The following is a 13117-nucleotide window of genomic DNA, read 5'->3' as shown; positions in this document are numbered from 1 at the left end:
CCCCTTTCCACCTGTCCCAGCCATTCTCAGCGGTCGTGCCACACGACAGTCGCGGACCTTTGCGACCGGACACCGCGCGATCGGCGGCGCCCGAGCAAGCCCCCTCTCCTCAATACAGCCACCGCACCAGAAACAGCGTGATCGCCGGGAAGGCGGTCAGGACGATCGTGCGGACGATGTCCGAAGCGACGAAGGGCGCAGCGCCCTGGAAGGTGCGGATCATCGGCGTGTCCTTGGCCATCGAATTGATGACGAAGAGATTGAGCCCGACGGGCGGGGTGATCAGCCCCACCTCCACGACGATCAGCACGAGAACGCCGAACCAGATGGCGAACTCGTCCGGCGACAGGCCGTAGTCGAGCCCCGAGACGATCGGAAAGAAGATCGGCACGGTGAGGAGGATCATCGACAGCGAATCCATCACGCAGCCGAAGGCGAGATAGGTGAGGAGAATCACCGTCAGCACCATCCAGGGCGAGAAGCCCTGGGCTACCACCCAAGCCGCCGATTCCTGCGGCAGCTGGCTGAGCGCCAGGAAGGAATTGTAGACGCCGGCGCCGAGGATGATCAGGAAGATCATGCCGGTCGCCACCGCCGTCTCGCGGATGCTGTCGCCGAGCGCGCCGTCCTTCAGCCCGCCATTGAACAGCGCGATCAGCCCGGTGCCGGCGGCCCCGATCGCCGCACCCTCGGTGGGCGTGAACCAGCCGAAATAGATGCCGAAGACGACGAGGAAGAACACCAGAAGCACCGGCCAGACCTCGAAGGTCAGCCGCAGCCGTTCTTCCATCGGCGCCTTGTCGCGCTGGCCGCTCGAGCCGGGCTTCAGCCGCACATAGATGGCGATCGTCAGCATGTAGCCGAGCATGGCGAGAACGCCGGGAACGACGGCGGCGAGAAACAGCTTGGCGATGTTCTGCTCGGTGAGGATCGCATAGATGACGAGGATCACCGAAGGCGGAATGAGAATGCCGAGCGTGCCGCCGGCGGCGAGCGCTCCCGTTGAAAGCCCGCCGTCATAGCCGAAGCGCTTCAGCTCCGGCAGCGCCACCTTGCCCATGGTCGCGGCGGTCGCGATCGACGATCCGCAGATCGCCCCGAAGCCGGCGCAGGCGCCGACCGCCGCCATGGCGACACCGCCCTTGCGATGACCGAGCCAGCCATTGGCGGCGCGAAACAGCGCCTGGCTCATGCCGCCCTTCGCCGCGAACTGCCCCATCAGGAGAAACAGCGGAATGATCGACAGCGAGTAGCTGGAAAAGGTGGTGAAGGTCAGCGTCTTCATCTGGGCGAGGATCGGCGTGAAGCGGCCGAGCACCAGATAATTGCCGAAGAAGCCGCAGATCAGCATGGCAAGCCCGATCGGCATGCGCAGGAAGATCAGGACCAGGAGAACCGGAAAGGAAAGAAGGGCGATTTCGAGATTGGACATCGGTCTTTCAGTGCCGGTTTAGCCGTGAGTGGGCGCGGCCGAAGCCCCGCCGCCGGAGATTTCGAGGATCGAGCGCCAGACCGTATAGGCGCTGACCAGAGCGAAAGCGGCGGCGCCGACAAGCGACATCGCGTAGCCCCACCACAGCGGAATCGCCAGAATGAACGTCGTCTCGCCGCTTCTCAGCTTGTCCTGAAAGCCGAGTTCGAGCCGCCAGAAAATGACGACCGCCGCCGCGGTCATCAGGACGTTGCCGACGAGATCGGTCAGCAGCACGCCGCGCCTGCCCAAAAACCCGCTGAAGATGTCCACCGTCACATGGCCTCGCTTCAGCTGGCAGAAGGGCAGGAACAGGAACACGGCGACCGCCGAGGCGATCTCGATCATCTCGACGTCGCCGGGCACGGGCCCGCAGCAAAGATCGAGGGTCAGCAGCGTTCGCCCGGCGATCGAAACGCAGGTCAGGGCGACGATGAAGAGAAGGAAGAGCCCACCGACGAAGGCAAGGCCTGAGCCGAGCGCATCGACGATGCGTCCGAACCGTCCCGTTTCGCGGCCGATTTCCGAGGTTTCGCTCACCGATTTCCCCTCCTGGCTTTTCGGGCGCAATACGCCGCACCTCTGCCGCGGCCTGCCCGCGCGTCTTTGGCCAAGAGCGCGGCACAGGCCCTGTCGATGCCGGCAAAGGGCGGAACCGGCCGGGCCGGTCCCGCCCCTGGCATGTCGTTCTGATGCTTGGCTCTGAAGGCGGCGCTACTGGCTCTTCGCCTCGCCGCTCGCGGCGTCCTTTGGCATCCCGCCGCCGGCCGCCTCGTTCTGAGCCGTGTACTTTGCGATCAGCGCCTTGGCATCGTCGAGCAGCGCCTGGCGGCCATCCCCCTGCGCGACCCATTCCGCGATGACGTCCTCGCTCGCATCCTTGAAACGCTGGGTTTCCTGCTCGTCCAGCGTCACGATGTTGTTGCCGGCGTCCTCGGCCTTCTTCAGCCCCACCGCGTCCTGCTTGGCCATCGCCTCGCCGGCCATCCGGGCGAGTTTCATGCCAGAATTGTCGTCGATCACCTTCTTCAGATCGTCCGGCAGGCCGTCATAGACATCCTTGTTCATGGCGATGGCGAAGGTCTGGGTATAAAGGCCGTTCTTGCCGGAAAAGCCGGTGTGATTCTTCACCAGCTCGGAGACGCGCAGGGGAAGCGTGACTTCCCAGGGAATGGTCGTGCCGTCGATGACGCCCTTCGACAGGGCCTCGGCCACCGCAGGCACCGGCAGGCCGACGGGCGTCGCGCCCAGCTTGGTCAAAAGCTCGTTGATCACCCGCGAGCCGCCGCGGATCTTCATGCCCTTGAGATCCTCGAGCTTGGTGATCGGCTGCTTGGTGTGGAACAGGCCCGGGCCATGGGTGTGGACGGCCAGAAGATGAACGTCCGCAAACTCCTCCTGATCGTTCTTCTCGACGAATTCCTGGAACGCCTCGGAGGTCGAGACCGCGTCGGTCATGATGAAGGGCAGTTCGAAGGTCTCGGCCTTCGGGAAGCGGCCGGGCGTATAGCCGAGCACCGTCCAGATCACGTCAACGACGCCGTCGCGGGCCTGATCGAAGAGCTCGGGCGGCGTGCCGCCGAGCTGCATCGAGGGATAGAGTTCGACCTTGATCCTGCCGCCGGATTCCTTCTCCACGGCCTCGCCCCAGGGGGCGAGAACGTCGTGGGGAATGGTCGCCTGCGGCGGCAGCATCTGGTGGATGCGCAAGGTGACGTCCTGCGCTGCCGCATAGCCGCTTGCCGCAGCGATGATGGCGCCCGCAAGCGCCGCCCTGATGATCGTCTTGAACATGTTTCCTCCCGTGTGGCTGCCGAGCTCTTGCGCCCTTGGGCGCACCTCCCGCGCGGTGCATCATTTCAGCGTGGTCGAAACTTCCCCTCAAAGCAACGTCACGACGGCCGGCCGCTCCCCGTTTCGACCGCCTGACGAAGATGATATGAACAAAGCGAGCGGTAAAATGACTTTGCTGGCGATTTTCATAACTAATGAGTTATATCCTCTCGGGATTATCGCCCGAAAGGCCCGGATCGATCTTGGCATTGACGCCAGTCCGCTCCAGTTCGAGCAGCAAGGATAACTCCTTTGCCGCGCAAACACGAACCAGGCAGGAAACGACCATGACCACAGCCCCCTTCAAGGCCGACCATGTCGGCAGCTTCCTCAGGCCCGAGCGGCTGCAGGCCGCGCGCGCGCAATTTGCCGACGGCAAGCTTGCCGCCGAAGAATTGCGCGAGATCGAGGATGAGTGCATCCGCGAGGTGGTCAGGCGCCAGGAAGACGTCGGCCTGAAAGGCATCACCGACGGCGAGTTCCGCCGCACCTTCTTCCACGTCGACTTTCTGGAAAAGCTCGATGGTGTCGACGTCACCTATGGCGAGTTCAAGACGCATTTTCGCAAGGACGACGGCTCGGAGGTCGGGTTTGCCCCGCCGACCATGCATGTCAACGACAAGATCATGCATTCGCAGGCAATCCAGGGCGCCGACTACGACTTCCTGAAATCCGTCGTCACGCAGACGCCGAAGGTCTCGATTCCCGCGCCCTCGATGCTGCACTTTCGCGGCGGCCGCGAGGCGATCTCCTCCAGCATCTATCCCGACCTCGACGGCTTCTACGACGATCTGGCGGCAGCCTACCGGGCCGAGATCAAGGATCTGGCCGATCGCGGCTGCCGCTATCTGCAGATGGACGATACCAACCTCGCCTATCTGTGCGACCCGGAAATCCGTGAGCGCACCGCAAAGCGGGGCGACGATCCGGACGATCTGACGCGGCTCTACTGCCGGCTGGTCAACGACGCGATCAGGGACCGGCCGTCGGACATGGTGATCTCGGTCCATCTGTGCCGCGGCAACTTCAAGAGCGCCTGGGTCGCCTCCGGCGGCTACGAGCCGGTGGCCGAGATTCTCTTCAACGAAATGGCGATCGACGGCTTCTTCCTGGAATATGACGACGAGCGCTCCGGCGATTTCGCACCGCTGCGGCACATGCCGAAGGGCAAGACGGTCGTCCTCGGCCTGATGTCCTCGAAATCGGGCAAGGTCGAGCCGGCCGACGCCGTGAAGAAGCGCATCGACGAGGCCTCCCAGTTCGTCGACCTCGATCAGTGCGCCCTCTCCCACCAATGCGGCTTCTCCTCCACCTCCCACGGCAACGACCTGACGCAGGACGACCAGTGGCGCAAGCTGGAGCGGTGCGTCGAGGTGGCCCGCTCCGTCTGGGGTTGATGGCGCCCCCCGGGCGGGCGGTGCCGGCCCGGGGGTCTCGACCACGCGATGAATTGAATTGCCATGTGAGCGGGACGAAACGCCGCGCGATCACAAATTGGAACAGAAAACACCGGGGGACTTGCGGAACACAACTAGAACAGATAACTTTGTTCAGGGTTTGTTTTTAGAGGTTCCCCATGCTCACGCGCAAACAGCACGACCTTCTGTTGTTCATCAACGAACGGCTGAAGGAGAGTGGCGTGCCCCCCTCGTTCGACGAGATGAAGGATGCGCTGGAGCTGCGGTCAAAATCGGGCATTCACCGGCTGATCACGGCTCTGGAGGAGCGCGGCTTCATCCGGCGGCTGCCGAACCGGGCGCGAGCGCTGGAAGTTCTCAAACTGCCCGAATCGATGCGCAACGCCCGACCGCAGAGCGCCCCGAAGAGCGGCTTCACGCCGAGCGTCATCGACGGCAGTCTCGGCACCGCCAGGGGCGAGGCCGCCGAGCGTAGCGCATCTCCGGCGCGCAGGCCGGCGGCGGTGTCGTCGGCCTCGCGGCAGGCCGAGCCCGCCCGCGATAGCGCCGTCTCGGTGCCCGTCATGGGGCGGATCGCGGCCGGCGTGCCGATCTCGGCGATCCAGACCAATACCCATACGATCCAGGTCCCGCCGGAAATGCTCGCCAGCGGCGAGCATTTCGCGCTCGACGTGAAGGGTGATTCGATGGTCGATGCCGGCATTCTCGACGGCGACACGGTCGTCATCCAGAGAGTCGATACGGCATCCCCCGGCGATATCATCGTCGCGCTCGTCGACGACGAGGAAGCGACGCTGAAACGGTTTCGCCGGCGCGGCGATACGATCGCGCTGGAGGCTGCCAACCCCGCCTATGAGACGCGTATCTTCGGGGCCGACCGGGTGAAGGTCCAGGGCCGCCTGGTCGGCTTGATGCGGCGCTACTGATTTTTGGTCCCGTCTGGTTTCGTCGGCGGTTTGGGTCGCCCGCGTGTCGAATCCGTACCGAGCTGAGACATTCGCATGCAGCGAGGCTGTCTTTACTGCGAACCGCTCACGCAATCCGGCCGCAAAGTTCGACGCAGATGACGCGGAAGTGGCTCGATCCGGCGTCAGCGGCCTTCCGGCTTGGCAGTCGCCGGAATGCGAGGCTCCGCGGCGATGTCGCCAGCAGGTGATGCGGCAGGCTTTCGCCAGTATTCGGGCCAGGGCGCCAGGCGGTGGCGGTTCCAGGGCGGCGGGTCGGGCACGATCGACCGGATGGCGACGGGGCGGTCGGTCTGCGGATCGCGAAAGAATGCGAGAGAGCCACTGGCGCGCAGTGTTCGCAGAGTGACGAGGACCGCGCCGGATCGGCATGCCGTCAATCGGATCGCCCGGGCGACGATCGCCACATCGCCGCCGTCGCAGGCCTCCCCGGTGCGTTCGTAATCGCTGGTCCAGGAGACTTTGAGGCCATCGCGCGTCTCGAATTGGCAGAAGTCGTCCGCGCAGCCCGGGCCGAGCCGCGTTGACGCTGCGGGCGTTCCCGGCGATCCGCTCTCTCCAGCTTTGGCTGGAATTGGCGTGAGGCCGAAGCTTCGCTCCCACTGGTCGGTGACGAAGCGCTTGGGCCGCGCGCCGAGATAGCTGACGGCGTCATCAGCACCGATGACGGCAATGGTTTTGCCGTCCTCGTAGACGAGCAGTTGCGGCAGTGCGCCGGTGTCGCGGATGGTCAGAAGACCGATCAGCGCCAGCGGCAAGGCGGACCATCGAAGCTGGCTGGCGAAGAACGAGGCGGCAAAGAGCGCGGCGGCCAGAAACGCGACGCCGACCCCGGAAATCGGCCCCGTCCCGCGATCGGGCAGGACACCGTAGAGCCACTTTGAAACCAGAAGGACGAATTCGAGCGAAAGCCCCATCAGGTGGAAGCACCAGGCGTCGAGGCCGAAGGGCATCAACAGCGAGCCGACGAGGCCGAGCGGCATGACGATCAGCGTGAAGAGCGGCAGGGTCAGGACGTTGGCGACGAGACCGAAGGGTGCGACGCGGTGAAAGTGATAAGCGGCAAAGGGCGCCGTCGCAGCCCCGGCGATGATCGAACTCGCAACAATGCCGAGGATCGTCGTTGCGACGAGCCCGGCGAGCTTCACGACCACCGGCCGTGCGACGGGCGGCCCTCCTGTGCCCCGGTGCCGCATGAAGGCGCCATAGCCGGCGACGAGGGCGAGCGTCGCGGCAAAGCTCATCTGGAAGCTCGCGGTCGTCACCGAATGGGGTGCAGCGAGAACGACGACGAGCGCGGCGATCGAGACGTTGCGAAGGGTCAGCGCGGGCCGGTCGGCGATGACGGCGGCCAGCATCACCGCCAGCATGACGAAGGCGCGCTGGGTGGCGACGTTGCCGCCGGACAGCATCAGATAGAGCGCGGCGACGAGAAGGGCCGCGATCGCCGCGATCTTCTTGACGGGATAGCGCAGCGAAAGGGCCGGAATCAGCGCGAGACAGCAGCGCAGGATAAGCAGCGCCGATCCCGCGACGATCGCCAGATGAAGCCCGGAGATCGACAGGACATGGGCCAGGCCGACACCCCGCAGCCACGTCTCGGCGTCGTCCGAAATGCCGGCCCGTTCGCCAGTGACGAGGGCGGCTGCGATCGCGCCCGCCTCGCCGCCGCCGGCGGCTTGCGTGATCCTCTCGGTCATCGCGGCCCGAACCCGTTGAAGGGCAATGCCAAGGCTCGCGAAAAAGCCGGGATCGGGCGGCGGGACGAGGCCTTCGGCGGGCCCGTCATCGGGTTTGCCGAGGGAAAAGCCGAGCGCGCCGACACCGGCAAAGAATGGCTGATACGCGAAATCGTAGCTGCCCGGCGCGGCGGGTCCGGAGGGCGGGCCAAGCCGGACGAGGCCGTAATAGGGATCGCCGGGCACCTTCGCCGAATGCCGCGCGGTGACCATGATGCGGGCGCTTTCCGGCGGCCGCGACAGCACCGGCCGCACCGTTCCGGTGATTGCGACGAGGTAGCGCATCCGGCCCTTTTCGTCCCGCGAAGCCTGCAGCACCCTGCCCGCGATCCGGGTCGTCGCCGTGCCCGATATGATGGTCGTCTGCGTCGTGCGAGCCTCGATGATCGAGACCAGCGCGGCGGCGAGAACCCCAGCGAGCGCAAGGCACAGCACCCGGACCGTCGGCATAGCCGATGCGCGAAGACTGAGGATGAGAAAAACCACCGCCGCAACGGCAGTCGCAACGAGATTCGGCCGCCAGTCCAGCGCGAAGACGGCGGCCGCACCGACGATCAACGAGACCGGCAGGACATGGAAACCGGAGCGTTGCGCCGCCTCGACATCGACCTGCCGGGCAAGCCAGCCCCGCAAGGCCGCAAGCCGGCCCGTGTCCTCGGCGAGACGCGGGTCGAAACCGGCAGCTGCGTCCGCGCCGCTCCCGCCGAAGGGCGGGCGCAGACCGAACGGCCAGCGACCCGGCTGTGCCGAACCGCTCGGGCGCTCTCGCCCCTCTCCCGGTGGCGCCTGCGGCAAAGGCTTTCCTGTCCTTGCTTGCACCTCGACGCGCCTATGCTACACAGCCGGCGCGCGAATGCGACGGTTTTTGCAAGATCCTCGCCACGACCAAGGTTCAAACACTGGAGCTGACATGGCGGATACCGTCGTCACCCGCTTTGCCCCCTCGCCCACCGGCTTCCTGCACATAGGCGGCGCACGCACCGCCTTGTTCAACTGGCTCTATGCCCGCGCCAAGGGCGGCAAGATGCTGCTGAGGATCGAGGACACGGACCGCGCCCGCTCGACGGACGAGGCCGTCAAGGCGATCATCGAAGGCCTCGAATGGATGGGCCTTGCCGCCGACGAACCGCCGGTTTCACAGTTTCAGCGTGCCGATCGCCACCGCGAGGTGGTCGAGGAGATGCTCGCCAAAGGCGCGGCCTATCGTTGCTATGCCTCACAGGCCGAACTCGACGAGATGCGCGAGAAGGCCAAGGCCGAAAAGCGCCCGCCCCGCTACGACGGCCGCTGGCGCGACCGCGACCCCTCCGAGGCGCCGGCCGGGGTCGCCCCGGTGATCCGCCTGCGGGCGCCACTCGACGGGGAAACCGTGGTCGAGGACGAGGTTCAGGGAACGGTGCGTTTCCCGAACAAGGACCTCGACGATCTCGTGCTGCTGCGCTCGGATGGCTCGCCGACCTACATGCTCGCCGTCGTCGTCGACGACCATGACATGGGCGTCACCCACATCATCCGCGGCGACGATCATCTCACCAATGCCGGCCGCCAGACTCTGATCTACCGGGCACTGGGATGGGACGTGCCGGTGATGGCCCATATCCCGCTCATCCACGGACCCGACGGCGCGAAGCTTTCCAAGCGCCACGGCGCACTCGGCGTCGAGGCCTATCGCGAGATGGGCTATCTGCCGGTCGCGCTTCGCAACTATCTCGTGCGCCTTGGCTGGGCCCACGGCGACGAGGAGATCATCTCCACCGAGAAGATGGTGGAGTGGTTCGATCTCCCGCAGATCAACAAGGGCGCGGCGCGATTCGACTTCAAGAAACTCGAGGCGATCAACGGTCACTGGATCCGGCAGAGCGACGACGAAGACCTCGTCGCCATGCTGATGGACAGCCGCGACGTCCTGCCCAATGGCGCTGTGCTCAAAGGGGAAAGCGACGAGACCGTTCGGGCCAAGCTCACCGAGGCGATGCCCGGTCTGAAGGAGCGGGCAAAGACGCTGGTCGAGCTTGCCGACGGCGCGGCTTTTCTTTTCGCCGCCCGCCCGCTGGCGATGGAGGAAAAGGCCGAGGCCATTCTCGCCGACGGCGGCCGCAAGATCGTGGCTGATCTTCTGCCGCTTTTTGCGGCAGCCGAGGAATGGCGTGCAGAGGCGCTGGAGGCGATCGTTCGGGGTTATGCCGAAAGCGCCGAAATCAAGCTCGGCAAGGCGGCCCAGCCGCTGCGCGCCGCGCTGACCGGCCGCACCACCTCACCGGGCGTGTTCGACGTTCTCGCGGTTCTCGGCCGGGACGAATCTCTCGCCCGCCTGGGCGATCAGTCGCACTGATGGTCGCCGTCGCATATTGCGCCGCAGCAGGCTTCGGATCATAACTTGTCGAGGTCCAGCCTTTGGAGTAGGCAGGGCATGGCTGAAACGTGTGCGCTGCGAAAGTTGCGTCCGTAGCCGCGATTCATGGAAGGACGACGCATGACAGAACAGTCGGCGAAACTCAATTTCGGATCGACGAATGCCGGTCTTGAGATGCGCAGCGGCACCCTCGGCCCGGATGTGATCGACGTGACGACCCTCTACAAGCAGGGCGGCGTCTTCACCTACGATCCCGGGTTTTCCTCGACGGCGTCCTGCGAATCGAAGATTACCTATATCGACGGCGACGAGGGCGTTCTGCTCCATCGCGGCTACCCGATCGATCAGCTCGCCGAACAGGGCGACTATCTCGAGACCTGCTATCTCCTGCTCTACGGCGAATTGCCGACCCAGCGGGAAAAGGATGATTTCGTCTACCGCGTGACGCGGCACACGATGATCCACGAGCAGATGAGCCGCTTCTTCACCGGCTTCCGCCGCGACGCCCACCCGATGGCGGTCATGTGCGGCTCGGTCGGCGCGCTTTCCGCTTTCTACCACGACTCCACCGACATCGCCGATCCGCATCAGCGGATGGTGGCGAGCCTGCGCATGGTCGCCAAGATGCCGACGATCGCGGCGATGGCCTATAAATACCATATCGGCCAGCCCTTCGTTTATCCGCGCAACGACCTCTCCTATGCGGAAAACTTTCTGCATATGTGCTTCGCCGTGCCGTGCGAGCCCTACCGGATCAACCCGGTTCTCGCCCGCGCGATGGACAGGATCTTCATCCTCCACGCCGATCACGAGCAGAACGCCTCGACCTCGACCGTCCGGCTCGCCGGCTCGTCGGGCGCCAACCCGTTTGCCTGCGTCGCGGCCGGCATCGCCTGCCTGTGGGGCCCCGCCCATGGCGGCGCCAACGAGGCGGCACTCAACATGCTGATGGAGATCGGTTCGAAGGACCGCATCCCCGAATTCATCGCGAGGGCCAAGGACAAGAACGATCCGTTCCGTCTGATGGGCTTCGGCCACCGGGTCTACAAGAACTACGACCCGCGCGCCAAGATCATGCAGCAGACCTGCCACGAGGTGCTCGATGAGCTCGGCATCAAGGACGATCCGCTGCTCGAAGTCGCGATGGAGCTCGAGCGCATCGCGCTCACCGACGAGTATTTCATCGAGAAGAAGCTCTATCCGAATGTCGATTTCTATTCCGGCATCACGCTGAAGGCGCTGGGCTTCCCGACCGCCATGTTCACGGTGCTCTTCGCCGTGGCGCGCACCGTCGGCTGGATCGCCCAGTGGAAGGAGATGATCGAGGACCCGAATCAGCGTATCGGCCGTCCCCGCCAGCTTTATACGGGCGCGCAGACGCGGGATTACGTCAAAGTCGACGATCGCGGCTGATCGACGTCCTGCAGACAACGCTTTTTTCGAGAACGAAGCCGCGCCAAGAGCGCGGCTTCGTCGTTTCGGGATGATATTCCTCTCCGCCTGCAGGAAAGCGGTGACGACACCACTCGCCTGAAGCTCCTCGGAGCAAGGCTGACGGCGCGCATCGGCCGCGGACAGGAGCCCTGACGGCTTGGCCGATCGCAAATTGGCGTGCCTTCGAGACAGCCCTTAAGTTGACTAAACGCCTCATCTTTTCATAAGGAAGACGCAACGAACGGAGCTCTCGCGCAAAACCTCGCGAGCCACGCTCCGGATATCGGCAAATCCTCTGCAAGGGTCCGCCAACCATGCGTCTCGGTTCAGTTTCACCTCTGCGGTCGGCGACGGCAGCGCTTCTTCTCACGCTTCTGGCCGCGCTGCCGCCGGAAATGGCCTGGTCTCAGGAAACTGGCGCAGCCCAGCCGATTGCGCCGGCCGCGGGCAGCCAAGCCCCCGAGCAACCATCGGCGACGCAGGAAGGCGCCACCGCCTCCGGCGAGGCGCGTGAGCCCGACACCGATTCGCAACCTGCCGACGCAGCGGACACTTCCGGCGCGTCGCAGCCTGAGAGTGAAAGCAGCGCGACGGGGAAGGCAGGCGCCGGGCAGCCGCCTGCCGAAGATCCCGCTGCCGCCGAAAATGCATCCGCCGAGGCGGTTGCCGCGGTGCCCTTCGTGGAACCGCGCGACGAAAAGCTGCCCCATGATCTCTCGCCGCTCGGCATGTTTCTCGCCGCCGACTGGGTCGTCAAAGGCGTCATGATCGGCCTCGCCCTTGCCTCTCTCGCCACCTGGACGATCCTTCTGGTCAAGGGTTTCGAGGTGTTTTCGGCGAAGTGGCGGGCCCGCGCCGGCGTCAAGCGACTGGCACGCGCAGACTCGCTCGACGCCGCCATCGGCGACGACAAAAGCGCGGCGCGCTGGCGCGGCCCCGTCGGCGCCCTCGCCAGATCCGCCGCCCATGAGTGGCACCGGTCCGGCGAGCTGTCGGCAGAGGGTATTAAGGAGCGGGTCGCCATCGCCCTTGCCCGCATCGAGGCGAACGCCGCGCGCTCGCTCAATCGCGGCACCGGCGTCCTTGCCACCATTGGCTCCATCGCCCCCTTCGTCGGCCTGTTCGGCACGGTCTGGGGAATCATGAATTCCTTCATCGGCATCTCGGAGGCCAACACCACCAATCTCGCGGTCGTTGCTCCCGGCATCGCCGAAGCGCTGCTGGCGACCGCGATCGGCCTCGTCGCCGCGATCCCCGCCGTCGTCGTCTACAACGTCTTCGCGCGTTCGATCGCCGGCTACCGGGCGATCGTCTCGGACGGTTCGGCGCTGGTCATGCAGCATCTGTCGCGCGACATCGAGCGAAGCGAGGCTATCGGCCAGCGCGCCCGCCTCGCCGAAGCGGCCGAGTAGGCGCCATGGCGGTCAAGCTCGACAACAACGACGACGGCGTCGGCGAGGTCTCGGAGATCAACGTCACGCCCTTCATCGACGTGATGCTCGTCCTTTTGATCATCTTCATGGTCGCAGCACCGCTCTCCACCGTCGACGTCCCGGTCGACCTGCCGGTCTCCAATGCCGCGCCCCAGGAACGGCCGGACGAGCCGGTCTATCTGACGATCCAGGAAGACCTGTCGCTCAGCCTCGGCGAAGAGCCGATCACGCGCGAGGCGCTCGCCGCCGGTCTCGACGCGAAGACCCGGCAAAACCGCGACGAGCGCATCTTCCTGCGCGCCGACGGTTCGGTTCCCTATTCCGACATCATGGACGTGATGAACACGCTTCGCTCCGCCGGCTACCTGAAGATCGGCCTCGTCGGCCTGGAGGATCCCGCGCGAGCGCAGGCTGCAACCGATCGGCCCGGCGCTGGCGTTGAGCCATCTTCGAACGGCACCGGACAGTAGG

At 65.3% G+C, this 13117-nt stretch carries 10 protein-coding genes; 6 read left to right on the top strand and 4 right to left on the bottom strand.

The window, feature by feature from the left end:
* Positions 1–109: 109 nt before the first annotated feature.
* From J6595_RS09040 to J6595_RS09030, 3 genes are all read right to left on the bottom strand, one after another.
* Positions 110–1432: a TRAP transporter large permease gene (locus J6595_RS09040; protein ID WP_209594125.1), complete on the bottom strand. Its 1323-nt coding sequence runs from the start codon at positions 1430–1432 to the stop codon at positions 110–112.
* An 18-nt stretch (positions 1433–1450) separates the two neighbouring features.
* Positions 1451–2011 (bottom strand): TRAP transporter small permease, encoded by a 561-nt coding sequence (locus J6595_RS09035; RefSeq protein WP_209594124.1) that lies wholly within the window; start codon positions 2009–2011, stop codon positions 1451–1453.
* Between the two features lie 174 nt (positions 2012–2185).
* Positions 2186–3265: a TRAP transporter substrate-binding protein gene (locus J6595_RS09030; protein ID WP_209594123.1), complete on the bottom strand. Its 1080-nt coding sequence runs from the start codon at positions 3263–3265 to the stop codon at positions 2186–2188.
* A 326-nt stretch (positions 3266–3591) separates the two neighbouring features.
* On the opposite strand from J6595_RS09030, the gene J6595_RS09025 reads away from it, so the two are divergent.
* Positions 3592–4701, top strand: a complete 1110-nt coding sequence (locus J6595_RS09025) for a 5-methyltetrahydropteroyltriglutamate--homocysteine S-methyltransferase (protein ID WP_209594122.1) — start codon at positions 3592–3594, stop codon at positions 4699–4701.
* Between the two features lie 179 nt (positions 4702–4880).
* A complete protein-coding gene (gene lexA / locus J6595_RS09020) occupies positions 4881–5648 on the top strand; it encodes a transcriptional repressor LexA (protein WP_209594121.1) in 768 nt (255 codons plus the stop codon).
* A gap of 164 nt (positions 5649–5812) precedes the next feature.
* Here the strand turns inward: lexA and J6595_RS09015 are convergent, their stop codons facing one another.
* Complete coding sequence (locus tag J6595_RS09015; RefSeq protein WP_209594120.1) at positions 5813–8221, bottom strand: ComEC/Rec2 family competence protein; 2409 nt, start codon at positions 8219–8221, stop codon at positions 5813–5815.
* 115 nt (positions 8222–8336) lie between these two features.
* Here J6595_RS09015 and gltX point away from each other — a divergent pair, with 115 nt between their 5' ends.
* From gltX to exbD, 4 genes are all read left to right on the top strand, one after another.
* Positions 8337–9758 carry a glutamate--tRNA ligase gene (gene gltX / locus J6595_RS09010; protein ID WP_209594119.1) on the top strand — a complete coding sequence of 474 codons (1422 nt, stop codon included), beginning with the start codon at positions 8337–8339 and terminating at the stop codon, positions 9756–9758.
* A 141-nt stretch (positions 9759–9899) separates the two neighbouring features.
* Positions 9900–11192, top strand: coding sequence for a citrate synthase (gltA, locus tag J6595_RS09005; RefSeq protein WP_209594118.1), 1293 nt, complete (start codon positions 9900–9902; stop codon positions 11190–11192).
* 335 nt (positions 11193–11527) lie between these two features.
* Complete coding sequence (gene exbB, locus J6595_RS09000; RefSeq protein WP_245197721.1) at positions 11528–12625, top strand: tonB-system energizer ExbB; 1098 nt, start codon at positions 11528–11530, stop codon at positions 12623–12625.
* A 5-nt stretch (positions 12626–12630) separates the two neighbouring features.
* A complete protein-coding gene (exbD, locus tag J6595_RS08995) occupies positions 12631–13116 on the top strand; it encodes a TonB system transport protein ExbD (protein ID WP_209594117.1) in 486 nt (161 codons plus the stop codon).
* Position 13117: the final 1 nt, after the last annotated feature.

Source organism: Jiella mangrovi (assembly GCF_017815135.1).
Lineage (GTDB): Bacteria > Pseudomonadota > Alphaproteobacteria > Rhizobiales > Rhizobiaceae > Jiella > Jiella mangrovi.
This window is presented reverse-complemented; position numbering and strand designations above follow the sequence as displayed.